Genomic DNA, 22,238 nt, shown 5'->3' with positions numbered 1-22,238 from the left:
CAACCATAGGAAGCATTACTTTTTTTGTCTGAACCACTGATTTAAATGTTTTTTGTTTTAAGTTGGAAGTTTGAAATTAAATTGAATGACCTCAAGATGAGCAGTGGTATATGATGGTGTGATTATTTATTCCCTAATTCTTAATTAAATCCTTTTCACTGTTCAATGATTGACTGAGACCTTTCTGCCATTCCAAGATTTTCTTAATTGCAAGAGTCTAATTCACAGCCCATTACCCATTACCCATTACCCATTTGTCTGAACCACTGATTTAAATGATTATGATGATTACACTGATTAATTAATTTCAATGATTGCCTGAGTTTTCAATCAAGAGCGCTGCACTTGTGAAGAATTGAACTCTTTGCGCCATTACCCATTACCCATTACCCATTACCCATTACTCATCCTCCTTCACTTCAAACTCAAACACTACCGGCACATGATCACTCACCTTTCCCGCTTCTTTAATGTCTGTAAAACCTAAATAAAAATGAATAATTCCTGCATCTATTTTGATGACTTTACTTTTATCATACCACACATTATCATATTCCGATGCCAGGCAACCATCACTCAGGCACTGCTGTCTGAGACTAGTCCGCTGGTCCACCAAAGCCGGCAAGTAGCCCATCTTGCGCAAAGGATTAAAAACAGTATGACTTTGTGGACAATTAAAATCACCGCAGAAAATTAGATTTAAATTAGGATATTCAGCAGGTAAATACTTGAAATATTTGATCTCCGTTTCGGGTTGTTTACTCTTTGTTATTGCATGAAAATTAACCAAGGTAAATTCTTTTCCATCTTTATTAAATGTTGCAAAAAATGGTTCCCGGTCGATCTCCATATTATATTGTCTTTCTAACCAAGGTCGTCCGATGAGTTTTATTCTTGATGGTTTCCATAGAAATGCATATCGTTCTCTTTTGTAAGAATTCTCTCCACTTGTCATGTCGCTGATCCGATAATCCCACCGGGCACCCATTCTATTTAGAGCTTCAGCTAACCTCCCTACAGCCTGTGCCCCGCCCGGATGTTGTGCCACCACTTCCTGGATCATTACAATGTCAAAATCCTTAATTGTTTTTGCTATAAATAAAATCTCTTCATCGGATTTGGATTGTCCAAAGTCTTTAAGATTCCAGGAAACGATGCGAATGGAAGATTGTGAAAAGGTAGCAGGTAAAGTATAAATTGATACAATGAATATTAAAAAGACGATTCTTATTCCCGAGAACACCATTTTGCAAAAATGCAAGATTTAATTTGAAAATAAATAAAATATTTATTGACCTTTTCGAAATAATTAATTTATATTTGAATTCAAACTTTAAATTAATTCTTAGAGCCCGAGACAAACACCTTTTAATTTAACACACACCACACACTTATTATTTCTTGTATTCCGGTACAGGTAAAATTCTATTTGTAACTATTAAATTAAATAATATGAAACACTTTATTTTTACGATTGCTTTCTTACTAGAACACGAGAGTGAACAGCGAACAGTGGCGGAAAATAAATATTTCTGCGTAAGATGCCAAAGACTAAAGTGAAGCGCACTAAAGTCTAAAGCGCAGCGACCCAAATATGAAGTGCACCAGTTTGTTATGAATAGACTTTTCTGCTTAATAACTAAAGACTAAAGAATGTGGCGAACGGCGAGAAGCGAACGGCGAACAGTGGCGAAGAATAATATTGCTGCGTACCATACCAAAGACTAAAGTGAAACGACCTAAAGTCTAAAGACCAAGTAACAAATAAACTTTTTAATAACCACAAGCGCCAAAATGCAAACACACCAACGCGCTTATAAACAAACAAACAAATGAAAAACAAACAAACACCAATCAGACCAACTTTGCATCCTTACATCCCGCACCTCATCAGCGACATTCAAAATGCATTTCGACCAAAGGAGAAAACTCCTCATAGAGTAATGACCTTCGAGGAAGAAATGGAAGAAGTAGAAAATTTCGTAACCAGACCTTTGGGCTTTCAGCCATTAGGTAGTTTTTGCGGTATGAAGAAGGAGGACTTTCCTCCATCTGAGCAGCTTTCGGATGCCGATATGAAAGCAGTTATACCACAGTACATAAAACTGTTGAAGACATGGAATGCCGATGTGCATTTTCCCAAAGAAGTTCCGCTAAAATTTCAATACGAGCTATTGATCGACATATTGGATGAGGATTTCATGTATATGGAATACGGAATGGTCGGTTTTGATTTTTGCTCAGGAAATCCTGAAGGCTGCAGATGGGGGGAATATTGTGGATGCCTACAATACAAATAGACAGGTAAAAAAAGGATCCGGTTTTTGGGTTCACGCAAAAGACGCAAGGGAGGCACGCAAAGGCGCGATATGGCAAATAGTCAAATGCTACTCAAAGTTAGATTCTAGATTATACAATTGCTTACTAAAACAAAATGGTTGATGATGACTGCCGCTCTTTGCGTGAACTTAATTTTTTGGTTCACGCAAAGGCGCCAAGGGAGGACACGCAAAGTGCACAGAGAGATATGGCAAATAGTCAAATGCTACTTAAAAGTTAGATTAGAGATTATACAATTTTGCTGACTAAAAGAAAAATGGTTGATTTTGACTTAGCGTTCTTCGCGCTTCTTCCTTTCTTTGCGTGAACCATTTTTTTGCTACAATTTAACTAATTATCTTTGATTGAATTTATCATAAACCTATCTTCAATAACGCCTAAATTTGGGTAATAAAATTAAATGTGAAAGAGACCAATAATGACGGAAGAACAGAAAAAGAAACACGACTTCGCACCATTTTGGGAGGAACAGGAAAGGCTCAGGCTATATTTGAAACAATCGAAGCCGCCTACACCGCAGCAAGTGAAAGCCCAGAAGGATCCGTTTGGCACAAATTGGTCAAGAGAAAAGTTAATATCTGCCTTAGAAAATGAAGCGAAGAAAAACGGTGTTTGGATAGAAGATACTTCCAACTTAAGAGGTGAAGACGTCGGTGAAGGTGGTGAAAACAAAGTTTATCAAAATCCTTCTGAACCGGCTACCGTCATAAAGTTCAACAGAATGACCTATTCTGCGGATTCAGAAGCAGGGATTGACGCTTTGTTTGACGGTTTGATAGCACAGGGAGAATTATTCCCTGCGTTGGAATACGAAGTCCTTGGATTTGCCCATGATGTCTATGGCAATGTAGCTATCATTCTCAGGCAACAATACGTCACGGCAGAAAGATATGCCACAGAAGAAGAGATCAACTCATGGTTTCAAAACAATCAATTCATTAAAGAACGATTTGGATTTTGGTCAAATGGAAAATACAAAATCCATGACTACAAACCCGCAAATGTGATGATGGCGAATAATGGAATTCTCGCTTTTATTGATCCGATAATTGTGAGTCGCGCGCACCAATAAATTATTTATTGGGTTTCTGCTTCATCACGAAATTTACCGTTGGGAAATTTTTCTAAATAACGGTTGTATAAAACCAATGAATATGTCTGTTGTGCTGCTCCAAAAAGTTTTTCTTCTGAATAACCTTTAGTCAATTCTATAACAATTCCCTTTACAGCATTACTTTTCGAGACGTTAGGATATTTAGTTAAAAATCCTTGAAGTTCACTTAGGTTATAAGAATTTCTAATTTTTTTAAATAATTTACCAGACTCTATTTCAGTTATTGTTCCAATCCTTGTATTGATGAGACCAATAAACTTACTATCTGGATATTTTATTCTTGCTGATTTAAGTTCATTTAAATTTGCTTTTAAAACCCAATCTTTTTGTAAAGGATCAATTGATTCATTCTCGGCCTTAGCCACCTTGGGTGGATATTCACTGACAAAGTTTCCACTGCCGTCAATTATAAACTTGCGCTTAAACTGCGAGACAAGATATCGACCGCTATTTAATTCTTTAATATCATCATATAGAGCTTCACTTATATTTCCACTTAATTTAGAAGACAAGCCATATTTACCATCTTTAGTATAAATATTTACCATAGTCATTTTTGAATAAAATGAAAATATAAAATAAAAAACCGGTATTAAAAGAAGAAAAGAATATTTTTTAAATTTTTTTAATACTTGATTATTGCGGTGATTATTTAATTCATTTATTTTTAAAGTGACAACATTATTGTTTTTTGAATTTGGGTATTTGTTGAGAAACCATTTATAATATTTTAGATTATTTTCCTTTATCACTATTGCATAATCAGTATCTTCTATTGCTGCATTCTTCTTTGAAACTTCATCTTTAACTTTATCAGTTTTCTCTTTTAGTTTTTTTAAATGATCTGTAATCTCTGAAATAAAAATACTAAAGGATATTTTAATATAAATTTTTCAGAATCTGCTTCTTGGTTACTTTGGATCGCTGTTTCATATAAGGTTTTCTCTTCTTTGGTTAATATATAAGTTTTTTCATCATCCGGACCAGAAGGGTGGCCTTCATTGTTGTTTTTATTAATATAATTTATTAATTCTTGTCCATTATTAACTCTTTCAATAGGATCTTTTACAAGACATAATTTTATAATTTTTCTGTAAGGTTCCGGAACGTCTTCAATTGTTTTAGGGATTTCAGCTTTGACTATTTTCTGATAGATAATCAATCTTTTTGCTTCAGTACTTCCATCGTCTTCGGCACCAAATGGTCTTACACCGGTAAACAGTTCAAAGGCTATAACACCAAAAGACCAAAGATCAGAATTGTATTTAAGTGGCTTGCAATACAATTGTTCCGGCGAAGAATATTCAAGCGTGCCTCCACCAAAGCTGTTAGTCATAAATGATGCATCATTATCCACAAATCTACTTAAGCCAAAGTCAGCTATCTTAGGAATAAACTTTCCAAGTGGATCTTTAACGATCATTATATTGCTGGGCTTTATGTCCCTGTGAATTATTTTATAACGATGCAGATATGAAATACCCTCTATCAAACCATTAACTATGTCTGACTTCTGTTTATTATTTAAAACATTATTTTGTAAAAGTTGCTTTAGATTACCTTCATCATAGAATTGCATGATTGCATAGTCAAACATACCATTGGCCATCTGATATTGATACACAGCTTCATAATTTGCAATATTCGGATGCGGAGGTAATGCTTGAGTCGCTTCAAACTCCGAGATCAACGAGAATTTCTTCCCATCTATCAGTCTTACTTTGGATATCTTGATCGCCTTCCAGGTGCTATAAGTATTGTCATACGCTTTATACACGGTCCCAAAGGTCCCCTCACCTAACCATCCGGTATCGAAATCTATCGTATAACGCTTAAAAAATACTTCCTGAGTCACTACAATTGCTTAATGAGGGATGAAGATAGTAAAAATGGACAAATATCCTGATTACCAGATTTTTACTAAAGCCACATGATTGGAAAGTGTTTTAATTTTGCTTGTAAGGGGTTGTTTGCTAAGATTTATTGACCTTTTAATGACTATGTCTGAATTGAATTGTTTAATAAAGTTGATTAAAACACTTGATTTTATTACATAAGAAACAATATCTGAACCAGTTCGGCCGGAACTTAGAACACCAACAATATTTCCGTTATTGTCGAAAACAGCACCTCCTGAATTACCACCTCTAGCAGGAATTGTGGTTTGATAAACCATTTTATTATTCTTGAGTCCTGATAAAGCGCTTATTTTTCCATCTGTAAATTTGACTTCCTTACCCATTATTATCAGCGCTTCAGGATAACCTAAAGTAAATACCTCGGAACCAACTAATACATTGTCTTTTAATATTGAAAAAGGCAACGCTCCATTGGTTTTAAAGTCGTTTGATATAATTCTTAAAATTGCTAAATCAGTTTCAGAATCTTTGAATACAACTTTCGCTGGAAAAGTTTTTATTTTTCCTTCCCATGTAAATTCTACTTCAACATATCTTGCATCAGTTATAACATGATTGTTTGTAACCATGTAGCCCCTTTCATCAATCATAAATGCTGTTCCATTTCCTAATGCCCCATCACTGTCTAAGGTAGATTCTTGCACCATTTGCATATAATCTGATAGATATGATAAGCTTATATTTGAAATAACAATATCTTTCTTTCCTCCATCCGTGAATACACCGAAGGCACGAGCTTCATCATTTATATTTCTTGATGTATAAACTGTATTGCCATTGATTTTAAAATTTATAATTCCTTCACCCTTTGCTATAGATAGTTTATTAGATTTTCGGTTTTCGTTTACACTTTCGTCCCTTTTGTTTTGAACTTCGAAATCTATTTTGGAATTATCTACATGAAATATACAAAAATTCCCTGAAGCATTAATTCCAAAACATGAATATGTTTCTGCATCAACATAATTATATACCATTCCATGCATTGTGTTTTTGTCACCTGATTCCATATTTAATTCTATCGAAAAGAATATGCATTATTATAAACATCGAAAATTGGAATAATTTTTTTGTAAAGAGCTTTTTCGGTTGTGCTAATTGAATAACCTTTCCCTTCCTTAAAGGCACCTTCGCTCAATGGGAATTTCTCATCCCACAGCCTTATATTTTTATCATTAGAAAAATCTTCTTCGAAAGAAGTGTAATAAAAGCCATCTCTTTGATTAAATGTTCTTGCGTCTAATTCTCCATCTTTATGAGTAATATTACTTTCGCTAATTGATCCATCCTGATTATATTTCATTAAAATGATAGTTTCAGTGCTGGGAATATATGATATGAATGATTTTATATTTCCGTTAGAATACCATTTTTTTTCATAAATTAAATTTCCCTCAAAATCAGATAAACTCTTAGATTTCATATTTCCTTTCTTGAAATATTCTATTTTCTTTCCCCAATAAATTGATTTATTATCATCATCTTTATTAATTTCTTTGGCCCCATCTATCATGGATAGACCTTCTCCGCTTTTATAAAAGTCTTTTATTTTACCATCTACTTTTCCGGATTTGGTGTAATTAATGACCTTATAATAGGCAGCATCAGCCTTACTAGATGCAAATCCTTCATTATCGTAATAATAGATTTTTTTGTCTTGACTTAAAAGGGATATTGACGAGATTAATATAAGAAATAGAGTCGCAAATATGTTTTTCATGGCTTAATAAATTTTAAATGGTAAATGGGCAATAAGAAATAATTATTTTAAACTTTCACAATTATTAAGGTGCTATTATCTTTTGAATCTGTCCGGCATTGATTTTCTATTAGGTCAAGTTTAGTTTTAAAATTTCCATAAGGATTATAGAAATATGCTGCAAAATCACTGCTTGTATAATTTTCCAAAACCCCATCTGTGCATAGAATAAATAGGTCTCCGTTTTCAAATCCTTTATCTCTGTTATTTGCAATGATTCTAATTCATAAATTGATTTTGAAGAGATTGCTTTCGTAATTTTACTTCGATACGGGTGCGCATTCATCTCTTCTTCAGTTTCTAAAACTCCGGCATCAAATAGCTCCTGGACTACTGAGTGATCCTTGGTTACATTCCAAATCTCTTTATTTCTGCTTATGTAGAATAATTTACTATCTCCAACATGACAATGATATGCTTTATCTTGATGGATATATAAACAAACTAGTGTTGTAGCTGTATTAATTTCCTTGATTTTGTTTATCTCAAGGATACAATCATAAACCAACATTTTGAAAGTTTCTGATGTGAGGCTTGCTTCAGCATTCTGGTATTGTCTTTCAAGAATTTCAACAGCCAAACTGCTTGCAACAGAACCATCTTCTGTACCTCCCAAACCATCACATACCGCAAAGAATTTCTTATCAGACGAAATTAGAAAAGCATCTTGTTGATCGGATCTTTTGCCGATATGATGAAACATTTCTACTTGCATTTCAGTAGATGCTGTTTATTCGTTCAAAGCGTATTTCAGTCATTCCTAGTTTAATAATGTCCTTATCACTTAAATAAATTGCTTCTTTATTCTCTAAAAGATTTCCATTTACATAAACCTTGTTTTTACTTTCCAGATCACGGATAATAAAGTTCATGCTTTTTCCTTCCAGGTCAAGCACCCCTTTTATTTCACAATGTCTTCTAGAGATAAGCATATCCTTCGAACGTATTTGCACTGTTGCCTGAGCTGGTTGACTATATCGCCCTATTATATGCACTCCACTGCCTATTTCGAACTTTTGCGATTCAGAAAGATGTCCTCGAATTACTGAAAGTTCCGCAAATAATGAGTTTTCGTTTTTACGGAATAAAGGTAGTTTTTTCTTCAGCCGGAGGTATTTTAACTTCGAATAGCTGATTACAGGCAGTATTGGTGCAACTTATTCTGACAGTTTTTCCAGAATAGGCAGATACGTTTGACAAAATGGTTTTTTTGTCGCAAAAAGGACATTTTAATTCCATTTTTTGATTATGCTCGTTCCCAATTATCTATTCATGTGAATGAAAGTCTTCGTGTCCATTATCCAAATGATGATCATTCTCAACTATTTTTGTGTCGAATAGATCATCTACATCTGTATAATAATGATGGTGCGTATCATTGTGGTCGACCAAGGTAATCTCTTCATGGCCCTGTGAAAGATGCATTTTGTTTACATCAACAATGTGTTCTGAATCTAAATCTATTGTATTTGCATAGTTATGTAATTCTTCGTCATGTATCGAGTTGTCACTCATCAAATTGTCGGACCCTTGAGTTATATTATGTTCTATATGCTCATAATCATCGTCACCTTCATTATGAAAACCAAAAGAACTCACTATAATGGTAGCAGGAACATCCATCTCAGGATCTAGATGAGCTGAACCTGGCCCTGATTCTAAAGCCCCATGTCCATATTCAAACGGAATAAATTCGTCGGCCTGGCTTTCTGGTATAAAGGGATCATGCATATGTGGTTGATCATTTATTTCACTAGCTGAAATTTGATGATCTCCATTAGAATCGTGGACAATGGATTTGTCGTAATCTATTTTAGAATCAATTGCAAGGTAATAGTCATGTTTTTGCCCTTCAGACATGGAGTCCCACTCTTCCTTATAAAATGTATTATAATATTTTCCATGATATTCAAAGACGCCACCCTGACCCATTAATTCCCTCTGACTTTTAAAAGCAGGTCCGAAAGCAAGGTTGTCATCAGGATGACCACAAGGTAGACTTGAAGTGAAATCAATATGCAATCCTTCAGGAGAATTGTTATTATTCTTGATTTCAGTCGAATCTCCTTCATCCTTTAACAAGTCTGCAGAATTGACCACTACCTGATCGTCTTGAAAATTATGTTCTCCAGCTACCACTTTTGCCGATACAAAGCCTACAGCTCCTCCAACGGTCGAAAACAGCGCTGAACCCAGGAATATCTTATTGGCATACCATGGTTGATTAGAGTTGGGTGTAAAAAGGGCACTACCAAGGATTTTACCTTTCAGTGAAGAGCTTGTGGTTGTTTTAGGATCTATTGACATAATGAAGTATTTTGCTTAATGACTTATAATGAAACAAATGTATCATATCCTCACCGATAAATAATGAATTGTGTATGAACTTCATCATAAATTGTTTAAACTGTAGAATATCGTTGATTAATCAATGTGAAATATACCTTGCATCACATTCTTGTCTAATGCATCGCGTCTTGCCTGTCCAATATGTCAGACTGTAATTGATCATTGTCGACTTGCATTTCGGGCAAACAAGGATGTCTTCAAATTCCAACCTTAATTGATCAATCTTTTGATTCTTCTTACTTTGTGGTGTCGTGAATAAAGTGGAAACTACGGATAAGAGACCGACAGTAGAAATGATGATATATCTTGTATCAGAATCCGGAATCAGTTTTTTAAAAAAAATGAGCACTAAAATAAAAGCCAAACCCACACCAAGTCTTACGACAAGCCATGTCTTAGGAGGGTCGATAATTTTATCTCTTTGCTTCTGGTAAATACTAAATTTGCGAAGGATCTTTTTGTAATCTTCACTATAATCCGTCCTTTTTCTATCAAAAGCTCTATTTAATTTGCTGTAAAAATCTTCTGAATTTACCTCAACTGTGCCTAAGGTTAACTTATCAGATCTTGTTATATTCTTCCTTTGGATTCTGACTCCATTAACCCAAGTTCCATTATTTGAATTATTGTCAATGATAGTTATATGGTCTTTACCGGTAATCTCTACTTTGCAATGAAATAAACTTATCGGTTTATTGTCATAAACAATCTCATTGGTCAGATCCCGGCCTACGCTCAATTCTATTACTTCCATTTACGCCAGCCCCATTAAGACCCTTTTCATTTTAGTTTCCAGATTGGTGGAGACGTTCATTTCGTTTAAGCTTCCTTTGAAAACTATTTTACCATTACCGACACTTGCTATATTTGTGATATTGACAATGAGAGATCGGTGCATTCTTTGAAAGTTAAGATCTTTTTCTGTCAAAAAGTCAAACATACCTAGTTGGCGGGTCTGTATCATAGATTTGCCGTCCAGGGTATAAATCATTGTGTAATTGCCTGAAGCGACGAGGTGGGTGATATTATCGTAACTAATCTTTATAATCTCTTCATTATTTTTTATAATCAGTTCATTGACAGCGGGTGCAATAGTATAAATATACTTTTTATAGACATGCAACAACCTTTCTGTTTTTAGTGGAATTTCTTCAAAATGAAATAAATCTAACTTCCATGCTTCCAGCGCCTGACTTTCAAGGCTAATCAAACAAATATGAACATTTTTGAAATTAATATTAATGAGCCTCAGACGCATTCGTTCATCAACGGATAATTCATCAGTGGCATAGAACAATAAAGCTATCTTCTTTTTAGAAAGAATATTTCCAATCTGGTCATAATTGGTTGGAAAATAAAGGGAGTAAGGCCGAACTAAGGAAAAAGTAAGTTTTTCAACAATTGATTTAAAAGAATCGGTTTTGCTATAAAAGATAAGAGAATCCATAGTTTGGTATCAAATGGTAATGTTGACAGAAACAAATATACTTAAATCCTTTTATTTATTCAATGTGAGAGCGCTCTTATAAGTTGCATCATTGATTTTTAATACATAATAATAGGTTCCTCCCGGGAATCTTTCTCCACTCCAGTCGTTTTTATAATCTTTAGTATGATAAATCCTGCTCCCCCATCTGTTGTAGATCCACAATTCTGATTCTTTAATAATTTGTTGACTGTTGAATCTTAGGACATCATTGAGGTCATCATTGTTTGGAGTAATTATATTTGTTACATTTATATTAGGCACAACTACATCAACTCTTCTATCTGTCAAAACTTTTAAAGCAGTTTTTTGCTGATAAAAATTACACTTAACACTAGAAGAAGAATATGAAATAAAAGTTGGTTGTGATAAAGAATCTGATATGGTAAAGTTCAAAGCTCCTAAATTATCAACGCTCACATTTGAAAGTATTGAATTATCATAATTGAGTATTTTTAATTCTAAATCTGAAACTGTAATTTCATCGTTTTTAAGAACATTGTAATCATTGTTTCCGATCTTAGCTTTAATAGAATCCGGATTATGATTAATTTTGCAATCGGTAGTTCCGTCACATTCTGTCACCTTGATTTTGACTAGTCTGTTTGACGGACCGCAATAGGTACCGGATTCATTTCGTAAGAAAAGTATAGATCCCTGGGTTTTGGTTGAACGGATTAAACGTACCTTGATTAGCAATAAACCCTCCGGAAGAAGGTTGTGCGGAAACTTCTGTCCAGATCCCGTCATTCGGTTCCAATTCTAATCTATCGCTTAGTTTTATATTTTGATTTACGTCACATTTAATAGACAATTCTCCTAAAACTATTATTTCGGGTTTTTCAGCAACGGTTATTTTAAAGAGCGTATCGCATCCCACCTGATTGTTAGAAGACCTATCATAAGTTCCTACCGAAAGTGGTTCCCCCTTAAATAAAATTTTTGTCCCTTGCACAGTCTCATTGAGTGTGACGTTAATCTTGGGTAAAACATTTACTTTTATTAAATCTGTTTTTGAACAATTGTAATTGTTCGTTACCGTTAGTGCATAATCTTTTGATTGAGTTAGGCTGATGGTTTGCAATGATCCAGGCCTCCATTTGACCAATTGTATGAATAAGTTATTCCTTGCGCTGGTGGTAATGGATTAATTCCTATTTGTATAGGGGTGTTGGGGCAAACATCTTTATCAGCTCCTAGGTCGAATATAATTTCAGGATGGTTTTTGATGGTAAGATTGAATAATGTGTCACAATTACTAGAATTAGTAATTCTAATATTATTGTAAATTCCTTCAGAATAGAATGTATCGTAAAATTTGTATTTCATTCCAAAACAAACAGAATAGGTTCTGTTCGCTATAACGTCTTCACATGGAGCTGCATCATGGCAGGTACAATCTGCATTTATAAAATCGGATCCATTAAAAATTCCGTCATTACACGGTGCTCCAATTTGGCTAATACTTGGATTATATTGAGAGTGTTTACCCAAATATGGCATTTTGGGATTTGGATCGGTACCAATAGTTGTAGGTACAAAATTTTTTATCCAAGGAGAAAAGCATCCACTTAAATCATTATTGCCAAATAGAAAACTACCATTTTGAACACCACTAAATTTACTTAGATAATCCGGAAGTGGTCCAGTTAATTTATTATTACTTAAATTCAATTGTGTTAATGGACCTGTAAATAAAGGAATTTCGCCAGTGATTTTATTTTTCTGAGCTTTAAACCACTTTAAGGTGGGTATCTTAATTTCAGAAGGAAGTGTTCCTGTTAAGTTATTATTTGACAAATCTATGAAAATAATTACACCTGATTGACATGTTATTCCATTCCAAGAGCCATTGCACGGATCGCTATTAGGATTATTCATTCCTGCTTTCCAACCGGAATTATCAGTCCAATTATCACCATTAGTGCTAAGATATATTTTTTTCAATTCTGCATAGTAAGGGTGTTGACCATTAACACTGAATGTCAATACTAAAATCGTAAATGTTATAATGTACTTCATAATTTTAATTTAAATCAATTACATAACTAAGGTATCCTTCATACCCCAACCCGGACTCGCTTCCCAACTTGCTTATCATATAATCACCTTTGATACCGATCCTAATCATTCCATCCCCTACAAGAGAACTTAAAAAGGAACTTTCATCTAGAATTACGCCTGTCTGAAGGAATATTTCCCCATTAGTCGCACCACCTCCGGCAAGCCAGAATTTCCTGTCTATTTCATATCGGATACTTGCCATAGCATGTATTGCTTTTTTAAAGGCATACATTACCATTAGATTTGGTTCTATGAAACTTGTACTTCCTTGATTTACTTTTCTGTAACCGAAATGTGCTGTGGCATGAGGAGAAGTACGCAGATCTCTTTCGTTAAATATACGCCCCGGAAAAAGTTGATTCCCCGTGAGGCCAAAGTAAAAGTGTGACTGCATTTCATAGGAACCGGAGCTTTTGTAGAATATCCCAATTGTTGCATTTGGTTTGATGGAGGCACTGGACGCATCCTTTAAGTTAGGATCTCCAATGATGCCATCATATGCATTAAGGTTTGATGGATCGAAACGGTATCTTCCGGCCTGAACCCCAAACCCAATACTTAAATAATCTTCATTATATCCAAATAGTTGAGGAGAAAAATGATAACCATAAGTAAGATTTAAACTCAATTTACTGAGTGGTCCTGCTTTATCATAATCCAGAAATCCACCGATACTAGACCGCACCATTTTACCATATTTAACTATAGGAACTTGTAATCCCAAACTAGAATACTGAGGTGCTCCAGCGAATCCAACCCACTCCTGAGCATGTGTCAAAGAAACTTCAGTGCTAGACCACTTCGCTGTCAAAGCAGGATTCCAAATAAACCCATTTTCGTAGTAACTACTCCAATTAGCTATTTGCTGACCGAAAGCTGAACTGCAAATGATAAACAGTAATATTGTAAATATTTTTTTCATAATAACTTTTTCATAATTCAGTTAGTTACCCCGTTTCTCCATACAAAGTTCGATTTGCTCTACTATTTTATCATATTCCTTTTGATAATTTTCGTTTACACAAAGTTTGATCTTTGTATCGTCCATATCCGGTATTTTTGACGTTAATTGATCAATGGTTATTTTTCCTGAACAATATTGATCAACAGCAGCTTTTAATTCATCTATTATTTTTTTACAAGGAACATCTTTATAGGCAGACTTTTCCAATTCTTCTACTATGCGTTCAGTATGTTTTTTATGTTCTTTTTTTACTTCAACACTAGCGGGGATATTAGCTAAGACCAGGGTGTCATTTTTGATGTTATTTACCATGCTGTCTATCTCTATTTTAGCTATTTCCTTTTCCTCAGCGGTCACACCTTCATTTCGGCAAGCCATCATGAATATTAAAGAAATAAATAATAGAATTTTTATTGTTTTCATTTAATTATCTTTTATAAATTAAATCTCCCGGAGTTTTTGTGAAGATCTTTATGATTACGCTTCTTGAATAAAGTATGGTGATAAATATGGCTACACACAACATGGCAGGAATCTGATAATTAAAGATGAAAGGCACCTGAAAAACTAATTGTAATAAATAGGACACAATTAAAGAAAGTACCAATCCCACTAAAAATGCAGCCGAATAAACGATAAAAATTACTGTCAGATAATTGTTGACAATTAATGATCCGGGCATACCGTAAGCCAATAACGTTCCTAGGTTTGGTTTGATTTCCTCTATATGTCTCGATATAAAACTATTAGTAAAAATAAATAACATTAATAATGAGAATAATATAAAACCAGCGGCAAGCACTTTTGATATAGCTCCAACCTCAGCGAATAAATGTCTGGATTTAATGATCTGCATATCTGGCTCAAGATTGTTTTGCAAACAAGCTTGCTGAAACACTTGTACGCTATCCAAACTTACAAATTTAAATTCTAAATAATCCGGAGTGAATGTTTTGACTGATTCTGTTTCTACATAGTCCAGCGTATATTTATTGTATAATAAATTCTTCTCTACTTGCTTATTGTTAATCTCTGTCGTGCGGTCCATTTTATCAGTGAAAGACCAGTAATCCGAAAGAGTAAATTCGCAGGAATAAAGTTTGTTGTTTTTGTCTATTTGTAGGATCGTGCATTTTTCTTCCTCTATGTTTTTTAAGATTTGATGTGCTCTTTTAATGATACTGGCAGTATCTAACATGGACATGAGTGTGTATCTATTACTGCTACCCAGCGTCGCAAAATTGGTCTTATCGATGCTTTGATTATTGATGTAAGAAAAATCATCTGACACCATGAAATCTGAATATTGTGGAAGGTTTTTTACCACAGTATGGACAGGAATTAATACAAATTCTTTTGCCTCCAGCTTCATTGGAATCATCTTCACCGTGTAAGGATCATATCCCAGATCTATTACCATGGATTCCGTTACTATGATGCCATATTGTTTATTGACATCGGTTTTTCTAGCTTCAACGACTGAATTATATTTTCACTAGCGCTACCTGTTAGCTCTTTATAGAGTTGATCTCCCTCCGTAAATGTTCTTCCTTTGTAAGTTTTAGCCATTCCTGTCTTGGGATTACTAAATGCTATAAACTCATAATGAAGTTCATTTACTTTTTCGATTTTCAGCCTGCTTTTCAACGGTTCGGAAGAAAATTTTTGTACGATGGATTTAACCATGGCCACTCTGTCCTGATCTACATTTTTGGGCGTGGCGACTTGGATATAGTTAGCAAAAGGGTTATTATATTTTGATTGATCTTTTGCAGACCAAATATGGATTGATTCAAGGCAATGATCAACAATGCAAAAACAAGACACAATAATATAAATTGATTCTTACTATGACGGACCATTTTAGCGATCTCGTTTTTAACGAAAATATTCCGGATCGCTTTCATAACAAATTTATTATTTCAGATTGATCAATACTTTCATTTGAAATTTCATTAACCCAATCTTGACCTTTTCTTTCAAAAATGTTACCGATGACTCCCATTTGTGTCTCTTCATCTACTTTTAGCATGATGATCCTATCGGCAAAGTTGCATGCTAATGGAAGATCATGTGAAACGATGATGGCTGAACTGCCCGTATTGCCAATATTATCTTTAACCATGGTCATCAGTGCTCTTGCTGTGACCGGATCAAGATTACCTGTTGGTTCATCTCCAAACAATACAGGTTTTTTACTAAGTAATGCCCTAAGAAATGATATACGCTGACGCTGTCCACCGGATAGCATTCTTGTATTTTGCGCCATAAGATGTTCCGGAAGATGTATCTCCTTAAAAGCATGACGAATTTCATCCATAGCAGTTTTGGAATCCTTTCCGGCCAGCAGCATTGGAACTAAAATATTGTCACTTGCACAGAAATGTTCCAAAAGATTATTCTCTTGAAAAATAAAACTAAAATGATCATTTCTGAATTTGGAATGATTAGCAATCTTTTGTGGCCACAAGCCAACCATGTCCGTCTCCACTTTAGTTTTATTATCATAAAAAATCACCTGTTTGCATTCTTGCTATTGAAGGTGTTGTTCATAAAACCAAGTGTTTCCAGCATAGTGCTCTTTCCGGAACCGGATTTTCCGACTATAAAAGTGATCTGTCCTGAATATATTTTCAGGGCATCCACGCTCAGTACCGTTCTATTGGAATTATATCCGCAAGAAAGATTTGTAATTGAAAAAAGGGCTTGCTGCATAAGTTTAAAAGAAGCTTTCGTCTAAAATATCATCTAAGGCAATCCAGAAATAAAGGTTTTCTGAATCTCCTTCATTTCTAAAACAGAATTCGTAACGTGCACCACTTTTATAGATGTCGTCCAGTTTTAATTTGAGCTCACTAAAGCCTTTTGCGATTTGTATGATTTCTTCATCTGAATAGACTCCGGCCTTGGTTAGATTTTTTAATTCCTTTTTGGACAATTTGTCAAATACTACAACGCCTTCTACATTGAGACCGAGAATGATCTCTAGCGTTTCACTCATGTCCATTTCTCCAACTGCAGTTCTGTTATTCTGAGAGCTTAATGTTAATACTAGATCGGTAATAACATCTTTTAGCGCCTGTCTTAATTCTGACATAGAATACCCTTTGGTATATGCATTTGCAACGTTGCTTAAGCTATTTTTGAAGTCATACAATTCATTTTTCGGAAGAAACATAACATATGAATATGAATTGTATTTAGCATTTGGGAATTTTTTTGGTAAATATGCTTCTTGAAATAATTGGTACTTTTCTGCCAGAAACTTAGACATAGTGGCAGGGTCGATACCTTTCATTTCTTTCTCCAAAAATCTTAAAATAAAGGGCTGAAACTCTCCCGGACACACATCTATGCTTTTACCAGTCTCGACTATTTCATACAAAACTTTCATTTGATCCTCTCTTAAATCATTGCATTCCTCAATAGCCTTATTTAATTCTCTTGAAAACTTTGATGCACTTAATTCCTTATTCAACTCAGTGGAATAAAACCCATAGAAATTAACACCGGCTTTAGCTGTGATTAATTTATCCGGTTCACAATCGGGAATTTCCGGCAGTTCTCGTTTTATATTTACTTGTGCACTAATTTTTTCATTTTCATTATAAATTCTCTTGGCAGTTTCACTCATTAGCTCTAGGCCATCACTTTGAAATTTCTGTGAAAACCTTCCTTCTTCATTCTTTGGTTGCATAAATATGACATTCATATCCAGATCCGCAAGCGCCTTATAAACTGACCCCATTGCATCACCGGTTACAAAATACTCCGATTTCTCCGCTTTTAAAGCACGTATTTTGTTATTCGCAAAGTCAGCCCCATTTCCTACGATGATCAATATATTTCTTTGTCCCGGTTGAAATTTACCACCATCTTTCAGCGTCTTTTTCAATGCGTATCTGAACACGGTCTCTCTATCATCATCCTGTGGCCTATAGAATACTTCATTATTTACAAAGGCTGCAACTTCCTTTCGATTTTGTGTTAGTTCTTTAAACACAAACGGCACCTGACCTGATTGATAATCCCTGTATATACCACATCCCACGTTTACAATATTCGAACCAGGGAATTTTGATGGCAGCTCATTGATCATTTCCGCCAACTTTGTTTTATACAAATTCATTTCCGTACTACCCTCGACAAGGAAAAATACATTGACATTTTTATCATCCTCCATCCTCTGTCTCAACTGACTGACCAACTCTCCGTAATTGATGGTATTAATGGATCCTGTACTTCCATCTGTACCTTTTGTGGTCACCTTACCGATGACTCCTGTACCGAAAAGTTCAGCATGGTTGGTAAGAATTGGATATCTTATAATACTTCCTTTGTAACGACGTGGATTAGACTTTGATAACATATCATTGGACAAAGTAACAGGGTCCTGATTGAACAAAACCTTGTCGTTGTCTATTTTCCCTGTTTTTAAAAAAGCTTTGGTATCTACAATATTTGCGAAAAAAGCAAAACGGAAGTTGTCGTGCGCTTTTCTTTCATTAAATGCTGCTAATACATGATTCGGTTCTATCGCTATTCTTGTATTCCATTTTGAAATTCTTGCCTCGTCTACCCAACCTATGATGTAATTCTTTGGAGCACCGACATATTCATATTCTGTAGAAAGCAATACTCTTCCATTTTCTCTCTTCAGGATGTAAAAGATCTCATATATGTTTCTGTCTCCAAGTGTATGTTGACTATAAGGACTGTCATATATTTTTACAACTTCCTTATTATTTAGCTTAATGATGGCTTCAATATCCTGAGCTTTATTAAGTAGAATACCCTTTAGAGAGATCTTGGATTTAGGATCCACCAGGCCCATTGTCCACTGTAACACCTTGCTTCTTTTATCCAACCATATCTAGCACGATAGCACCTTTTGGAATTTCTTTGGATCTTGGTAATCCACCATCTACCCTATAAATATGTGCAAATTCCCCTTGTAGTTCACTTACGATATAAGAGTCCAAATAACCTAGTGTTGCTTTGACACCTGATTTTTCATCCGGTTTTTTATAAGTCTCATTTCCTTCTCTATCATTGATTACGATCCAGGCACCTTGTCGTTTTTTGTCTTTGGTTGAGACTAAATTTCTGTTATTCACATAAAAATTTAATTCAGCCGTCGTTCCGGAGTAATAATAGTCTAATGGTGGAGAATAATCCTCCGGAGTTTCAATGATTTTAATTGCCTGGCTAAAAGAAAATTGAATACAAGCAAAAAGTATAATTAGAGATGCAAAAATTCTTGACATTGAAGATTAATTTAAAACATAATAAATTCCGATTCTAGCGCCCAATGCACTATATGTACTAGTTTTATTAAAAAAGGCAGCGCTTTTATTTACTGTAAGCTTCTGTTTTACTAGATCTGTTGCTGACACAGGATTTATACTTTCTGAAGAAAGTAAGGGAGTGAGGCCAAACGTAAAGTCCAAACCGAAAATATACCCAAAGCCTCTTTTTCCTTGCCATGATCTTGATTCATATACAAATGTAGGACTGAGTTTAGCGGCAAGGGTAAAGCCTTTTTTTATATCAAGGCTTGAATTCAGCTCCTTTTCTGTAATCAAGCAATTATTTATATTTATACTATCGCCATAGTATGAAGTGAATGTGGAGGCACCAGCTATGTTCCTAGATGCTGAAACTACATACCCAGGCATAATAGTCGCTTGGAGTGTGAATACGCGAGGGTCATTGCCTCGACCGAAATTATATACAATGCCGATGGGTGCATATACTGCAATAGCGGTTTGGTCAATTTTTCCATTTTTTTCCATTTTAAAAATAGAATTCTTAGGCGCCCTGTCACTAATTGTTGTGACATAAGTATCGGAAGTAATGTCTTTATTGATCTCATCTTTGATAGAATGATATCTAAGCAAAAGCCCTGCGGAGAAAAAGAATTTATTGGAAGGATTCAAACTTTTCCAATAGTCAACTCCTAGACCAAAATGATTGGAAGAAGATTTTAAGTCCGATTTAGTCAAACCATTTATTAGTTCGTTTTGAGTAAAACCATATCCGCCCTCTGCGTAATTATTTTGAAGTCACGCGTTTTGACGCTGACTTCATTTAATTCAGGTCTTTGTAGGGTTCGGTTTTAGTTTTTTCTTTTCTCTGTGGTTTTTCTGCGATCGCAACTTCCTTTGTTTCTTCTTTTACCTTTGTTTTTGTTGGCCTTTCCGTTTTTACCTTTTTATTTGCCGGGACATCAACAACTGCAATGTCATTGACAGCATTAATTTTCACAAGATTGGCTGTGGAGATGGCTGCTGTTAACTCCTCTTTGTTTTCATTTCCAAAAACGACCATGTCAAAATTGATTACAATATCTCTTTGTCTGTCGACTACAGCATTGCCCTCAATGTAATTGTTGACTGCTTTTATTCCTTCGAAGCTAACTGAATATAAGTTTTCCTGCAGCTGGCGTGCTTCTGTTATCCTGATGCTTTTGAGACAGAAATTATAACCTGTGGGAAAATGTTCGGACAGCAATGTGATATAATCATATGCCTGCATATTGGTAGGGCTCAGAATCATATCATTCAGATATTGGGTGGATGAGTTGCCTCCATCGATTAGTTTTAGAAAGTCTCTTTCCGACCATAAATCATATTCCTCATCATAGATATCTGCGTATTTATTATAATTTACAATAAAACGATTGAGTGCATCTTTGACCTTTGTTTTTTCTGCCTCCTTTAGTTTAGATTGGAATAATACAGTCCAGTTTTCACTTTCCAATACACAGTTTTGTGCAACCAAATTAGTTGCGAAAATAGCGAGCCAAAAAACACAAATAACTTTTAAATAAGTATAGTTTTTCATAGTAATTAACTTTAATGGAGGTGATTAATGTGTGATGATGAATTTAGTAGAGATTCCTGTCCGATTGTAATAAGTCTTTGCAAAATATATCCCATCAGGAAGTTGCGTCAATGACAATTCAGTGATGTCATTATTCCCGGTATGATCTATGGTTTTTTTGAACACTTGTCTGCCCATCATATCATAGATAAATACTTCTTGTTTACCGGCTGGCAATCCTTCCATTTTGAGGTACATATGACCTTGATTTGGGTTTGGATAGATTTTGATTGTACTTTCACCGGAGTTATAGCAGGGGATTGTTTTGCCGCCGCCAGAGGAGCGGGTGGAGATTTGGGTAGTGTCGCAGTTATGTGAACAATCGTAACCTACAGCAACATATGTATAAAGTTCTAAGTCGGGCTCTTTAAACCATGAACTATCTTTTCCGGGCACAATAAAGCTACTGCTATCTTTTTTACTTATTTGGTACCATGTATAGCAAAAGTTTGATTTGTATTTTGCCAGAAGAAAAGGGCCACATTCGTCATAAATTAAATTATCTTTAATAATTGTTTGACCAGAATCTTCATTAACATAAGATTTGTTCATTGTATATGTACAAACAGATTTAAATTCATCTTTCAAATTATATTCTAACTGCACTGATCCATCAATGTAATAAAATCCATTGCCGAGATCTAAAACGTTACTTGGTATATTCTCAGTTAAGCTATAATTTTGTCTTAGTTGAACAATTCCATAAATAGGGGTCTCAAATATATTTGTTTCGGCTTCTCTTATTTGAAAGTAAATACTATCAGCAGTATAACAGCCTTTTATATTATCTTTTCCTTCTAAATATAGCGTAAAACTACTTTTGTTAACTTTAACTATTGAAGTTTTAAGAAAAACATCAGTTAAAATTATTGAATTACCAGGACTTTTAATTGACCATTTGACAAAATCAAAATCAGTAAGTGAGCCGTTAGTTCGAAATTCTAACTCAGATGTGTTTTCGCATATATATGTTGTATCGAGATAGCCTGCAGTTCCTGATGGCTTAGAAATTTGTATTTCTTTTGTTGTAAGATAATCTGCTTTTAAAATATCATTTGATACACATCCAGTTTTGATATCTGTAACTTTAATAGGGTAATTACCTGGTGTTTTAATTATTCTTTTACTATCATTTAATAAAATATCTTCCCATAAATAAGAATAACCGGAGTTGTTTTTTATCACCGAAATGACTAAACTGTCACTTTTACAGAACAGAAAGTTGTTTTTTGTCTGCTGATTTAGTTCGTCAAACGTAATTTTGGGTAGCGTATCCATACTTATTTCTATTGTATCAAATACCGTGCAAGATTTACCATTTTCAGTAGTTTTACCCATAACGATATATGAATTCATGA

The 22,238-nt window shown here is 34.6% G+C and carries 27 protein-coding genes; 2 read left to right on the top strand and 25 right to left on the bottom strand.

Annotation, left to right across the window (positions count from 1 at the left end):
• Positions 1–400: 400 nt before the first annotated feature.
• Positions 401–1,261, bottom strand: coding sequence for an endonuclease/exonuclease/phosphatase family protein (locus IPI15_RS06025; protein WP_287419575.1), 861 nt, complete (start codon positions 1,259–1,261; stop codon positions 401–403).
• A gap of 571 nt (positions 1,262–1,832) precedes the next feature.
• On the opposite strand from IPI15_RS06025, the gene IPI15_RS06020 reads away from it, so the two are divergent.
• Together IPI15_RS06020 and IPI15_RS06015 are read left to right on the top strand one after the other, a co-directional pair.
• Positions 1,833–2,300, top strand: a complete 468-nt coding sequence (locus tag IPI15_RS06020; protein WP_287419574.1) for a hypothetical protein — start codon at positions 1,833–1,835, stop codon at positions 2,298–2,300.
• Positions 2,301–2,758: 458 nt separating this feature from the next.
• On the top strand, positions 2,759–3,412 hold the full coding sequence (locus tag IPI15_RS06015) for a putative polyvalent protein kinase domain-containing protein (RefSeq protein WP_287419572.1): 654 nt from the start codon (positions 2,759–2,761) through the stop codon (positions 3,410–3,412).
• Between the two features lie 5 nt (positions 3,413–3,417).
• Here IPI15_RS06015 and IPI15_RS06010 read toward each other — a convergent pair whose 3' ends face one another.
• From IPI15_RS06010 to IPI15_RS05895, 24 genes are all read right to left on the bottom strand, one after another.
• Positions 3,418–4,206 carry a hypothetical protein gene (locus tag IPI15_RS06010; protein ID WP_287419570.1) on the bottom strand — a complete coding sequence of 263 codons (789 nt, stop codon included), beginning with the start codon at positions 4,204–4,206 and terminating at the stop codon, positions 3,418–3,420.
• 83 nt (positions 4,207–4,289) lie between these two features.
• Positions 4,290–5,309: a serine/threonine-protein kinase gene (locus IPI15_RS06005; protein WP_287419568.1), complete on the bottom strand. Its 1,020-nt coding sequence runs from the start codon at positions 5,307–5,309 to the stop codon at positions 4,290–4,292.
• Positions 5,310–5,360: 51 nt separating this feature from the next.
• Positions 5,361–6,383, bottom strand: coding sequence for a S1 family peptidase (locus IPI15_RS06000; RefSeq protein ID WP_287419566.1), 1,023 nt, complete (start codon positions 6,381–6,383; stop codon positions 5,361–5,363).
• Between the two features lie 8 nt (positions 6,384–6,391).
• Entirely contained in the window at positions 6,392–7,093 is a 702-nt protein-coding gene (locus tag IPI15_RS05995; RefSeq protein ID WP_287419564.1) for a hypothetical protein, read from the bottom strand.
• A 109-nt stretch (positions 7,094–7,202) separates the two neighbouring features.
• On the bottom strand, positions 7,203–7,847 hold the full coding sequence (locus tag IPI15_RS05990) for a PP2C family protein-serine/threonine phosphatase (RefSeq protein WP_287419562.1): 645 nt from the start codon (positions 7,845–7,847) through the stop codon (positions 7,203–7,205).
• Between the two features lies 1 nt (position 7,848).
• Positions 7,849–8,127: an FHA domain-containing protein gene (locus IPI15_RS05985; RefSeq protein WP_287419560.1), complete on the bottom strand. Its 279-nt coding sequence runs from the start codon at positions 8,125–8,127 to the stop codon at positions 7,849–7,851.
• 82 nt (positions 8,128–8,209) lie between these two features.
• Positions 8,210–8,332, bottom strand: a complete 123-nt coding sequence (locus IPI15_RS05980; RefSeq protein ID WP_287419559.1) for a hypothetical protein — start codon at positions 8,330–8,332, stop codon at positions 8,210–8,212.
• 66 nt (positions 8,333–8,398) lie between these two features.
• Positions 8,399–9,439, bottom strand: a complete 1,041-nt coding sequence (locus IPI15_RS05975) for a hypothetical protein (protein WP_287419557.1) — start codon at positions 9,437–9,439, stop codon at positions 8,399–8,401.
• 121 nt (positions 9,440–9,560) lie between these two features.
• Entirely contained in the window at positions 9,561–10,235 is a 675-nt protein-coding gene (locus IPI15_RS05970) for an FHA domain-containing protein (RefSeq protein WP_287419555.1), read from the bottom strand.
• Entirely contained in the window at positions 10,236–10,928 is a 693-nt protein-coding gene (locus IPI15_RS05965) for a LytTR family transcriptional regulator DNA-binding domain-containing protein (protein WP_287419553.1), read from the bottom strand.
• 51 nt (positions 10,929–10,979) lie between these two features.
• On the bottom strand, positions 10,980–11,552 hold the full coding sequence (locus IPI15_RS05960; protein WP_287419551.1) for a T9SS type B sorting domain-containing protein: 573 nt from the start codon (positions 11,550–11,552) through the stop codon (positions 10,980–10,982).
• 46 nt (positions 11,553–11,598) lie between these two features.
• Complete coding sequence (locus tag IPI15_RS05955) at positions 11,599–12,051, bottom strand: hypothetical protein (RefSeq protein ID WP_287419549.1); 453 nt, start codon at positions 12,049–12,051, stop codon at positions 11,599–11,601.
• Entirely contained in the window at positions 12,033–12,989 is a 957-nt protein-coding gene (locus tag IPI15_RS05950) for a hypothetical protein (protein WP_287419547.1), read from the bottom strand. The genes IPI15_RS05955 and IPI15_RS05950 overlap by 19 nt, the downstream gene beginning before the upstream one ends.
• A gap of 4 nt (positions 12,990–12,993) precedes the next feature.
• Entirely contained in the window at positions 12,994–13,953 is a 960-nt protein-coding gene (locus IPI15_RS05945; protein ID WP_287419545.1) for a PorP/SprF family type IX secretion system membrane protein, read from the bottom strand.
• 21 nt (positions 13,954–13,974) lie between these two features.
• Positions 13,975–14,418 carry a hypothetical protein gene (locus tag IPI15_RS05940; RefSeq protein WP_287419543.1) on the bottom strand — a complete coding sequence of 148 codons (444 nt, stop codon included), beginning with the start codon at positions 14,416–14,418 and terminating at the stop codon, positions 13,975–13,977.
• 4 nt (positions 14,419–14,422) lie between these two features.
• Positions 14,423–15,415 carry an FtsX-like permease family protein gene (locus IPI15_RS05935; protein ID WP_287419542.1) on the bottom strand — a complete coding sequence of 331 codons (993 nt, stop codon included), beginning with the start codon at positions 15,413–15,415 and terminating at the stop codon, positions 14,423–14,425.
• Positions 15,416–15,426: 11 nt separating this feature from the next.
• Positions 15,427–15,822, bottom strand: a complete 396-nt coding sequence (locus IPI15_RS05930; RefSeq protein WP_287419540.1) for a hypothetical protein — start codon at positions 15,820–15,822, stop codon at positions 15,427–15,429.
• 76 nt (positions 15,823–15,898) lie between these two features.
• The gene (locus tag IPI15_RS05925; protein ID WP_287419538.1) at positions 15,899–16,486 is read right to left on the bottom strand and encodes an ATP-binding cassette domain-containing protein; all 588 of its coding nucleotides are present in this window, start codon (positions 16,484–16,486) and stop codon (positions 15,899–15,901) included.
• A 23-nt stretch (positions 16,487–16,509) separates the two neighbouring features.
• Positions 16,510–16,710: an ATP-binding cassette domain-containing protein gene (locus IPI15_RS05920; protein WP_287419536.1), complete on the bottom strand. Its 201-nt coding sequence runs from the start codon at positions 16,708–16,710 to the stop codon at positions 16,510–16,512.
• A 4-nt stretch (positions 16,711–16,714) separates the two neighbouring features.
• A complete protein-coding gene (locus IPI15_RS05915; RefSeq protein WP_287419534.1) occupies positions 16,715–18,844 on the bottom strand; it encodes a hypothetical protein in 2,130 nt (709 codons plus the stop codon).
• A gap of 10 nt (positions 18,845–18,854) precedes the next feature.
• Entirely contained in the window at positions 18,855–19,262 is a 408-nt protein-coding gene (tssR, locus tag IPI15_RS05910; protein WP_287419532.1) for a type VI secretion system protein TssR domain-containing protein, read from the bottom strand.
• Positions 19,263–19,268: 6 nt separating this feature from the next.
• On the bottom strand, positions 19,269–20,000 hold the full coding sequence (locus IPI15_RS05905; protein WP_287419530.1) for a hypothetical protein: 732 nt from the start codon (positions 19,998–20,000) through the stop codon (positions 19,269–19,271).
• Positions 20,001–20,085: 85 nt separating this feature from the next.
• Positions 20,086–20,841, bottom strand: a complete 756-nt coding sequence (locus IPI15_RS05900; protein WP_287419529.1) for a hypothetical protein — start codon at positions 20,839–20,841, stop codon at positions 20,086–20,088.
• Positions 20,842–20,865: 24 nt separating this feature from the next.
• On the bottom strand, positions 20,866–22,236 hold the full coding sequence (locus IPI15_RS05895) for a T9SS type A sorting domain-containing protein (protein WP_287419527.1): 1,371 nt from the start codon (positions 22,234–22,236) through the stop codon (positions 20,866–20,868).
• Positions 22,237–22,238 lie beyond the last annotated feature (2 nt).

Origin of the sequence: Candidatus Brachybacter algidus, assembly GCF_016707225.1 — a bacterium.
Taxonomy (GTDB): domain Bacteria; phylum Bacteroidota; class Bacteroidia; order Chitinophagales; family Saprospiraceae; genus Parvibacillus; species Parvibacillus algidus.
This window is presented reverse-complemented; position numbering and strand designations above follow the sequence as displayed.

What these genes read in the sequence shown, in the direction of transcription:
- IPI15_RS06020 (WP_287419574.1), top strand. Translation starts at nt 1,833, where the DNA reads ATGAAAAACAAACAAACACCAATCAGACCAACTTTGCATCCTTACATC.
- IPI15_RS06015 (WP_287419572.1), top strand. Translation starts at nt 2,759, where the DNA reads ATGACGGAAGAACAGAAAAAGAAACACGACTTCGCACCATTTTGGGAG.
- IPI15_RS06000 (WP_287419566.1), bottom strand. Translation starts at nt 6,383, where the DNA reads ATGGAATCAGGTGACAAAAACACAATGCATGGAATGGTATATAATTAT.
- IPI15_RS05995 (WP_287419564.1), bottom strand. Translation starts at nt 7,093, where the DNA reads ATGAAAAACATATTTGCGACTCTATTTCTTATATTAATCTCGTCAATA.
- IPI15_RS05990 (WP_287419562.1), bottom strand. Translation starts at nt 7,847, where the DNA reads ATGCAAGTAGAAATGTTTCATCATATCGGCAAAAGATCCGATCAACAA.
- IPI15_RS05975 (WP_287419557.1), bottom strand. Translation starts at nt 9,439, where the DNA reads ATGTCAATAGATCCTAAAACAACCACAAGCTCTTCACTGAAAGGTAAA.
- IPI15_RS05970 (WP_287419555.1), bottom strand. Translation starts at nt 10,235, where the DNA reads ATGGAAGTAATAGAATTGAGCGTAGGCCGGGATCTGACCAATGAGATT.
- IPI15_RS05965 (WP_287419553.1), bottom strand. Translation starts at nt 10,928, where the DNA reads ATGGATTCTCTTATCTTTTATAGCAAAACCGATTCTTTTAAATCAATT.
- IPI15_RS05950 (WP_287419547.1), bottom strand. Translation starts at nt 12,989, where the DNA reads ATGAAGTACATTATAACATTTACGATTTTAGTATTGACATTCAGTGTT.
- IPI15_RS05945 (WP_287419545.1), bottom strand. Translation starts at nt 13,953, where the DNA reads ATGAAAAAAATATTTACAATATTACTGTTTATCATTTGCAGTTCAGCT.
- IPI15_RS05940 (WP_287419543.1), bottom strand. Translation starts at nt 14,418, where the DNA reads ATGAAAACAATAAAAATTCTATTATTTATTTCTTTAATATTCATGATG.
- IPI15_RS05935 (WP_287419542.1), bottom strand. Translation starts at nt 15,415, where the DNA reads ATGGTAATAGATCTGGGATATGATCCTTACACGGTGAAGATGATTCCA.
- IPI15_RS05920 (WP_287419536.1), bottom strand. Translation starts at nt 16,710, where the DNA reads ATGCAGCAAGCCCTTTTTTCAATTACAAATCTTTCTTGCGGATATAAT.
- tssR (WP_287419532.1), bottom strand. Translation starts at nt 19,262, where the DNA reads ATGTCAAGAATTTTTGCATCTCTAATTATACTTTTTGCTTGTATTCAA.
- IPI15_RS05900 (WP_287419529.1), bottom strand. Translation starts at nt 20,841, where the DNA reads ATGAAAAACTATACTTATTTAAAAGTTATTTGTGTTTTTTGGCTCGCT.
- IPI15_RS05895 (WP_287419527.1), bottom strand. Translation starts at nt 22,236, where the DNA reads ATGAATTCATATATCGTTATGGGTAAAACTACTGAAAATGGTAAATCT.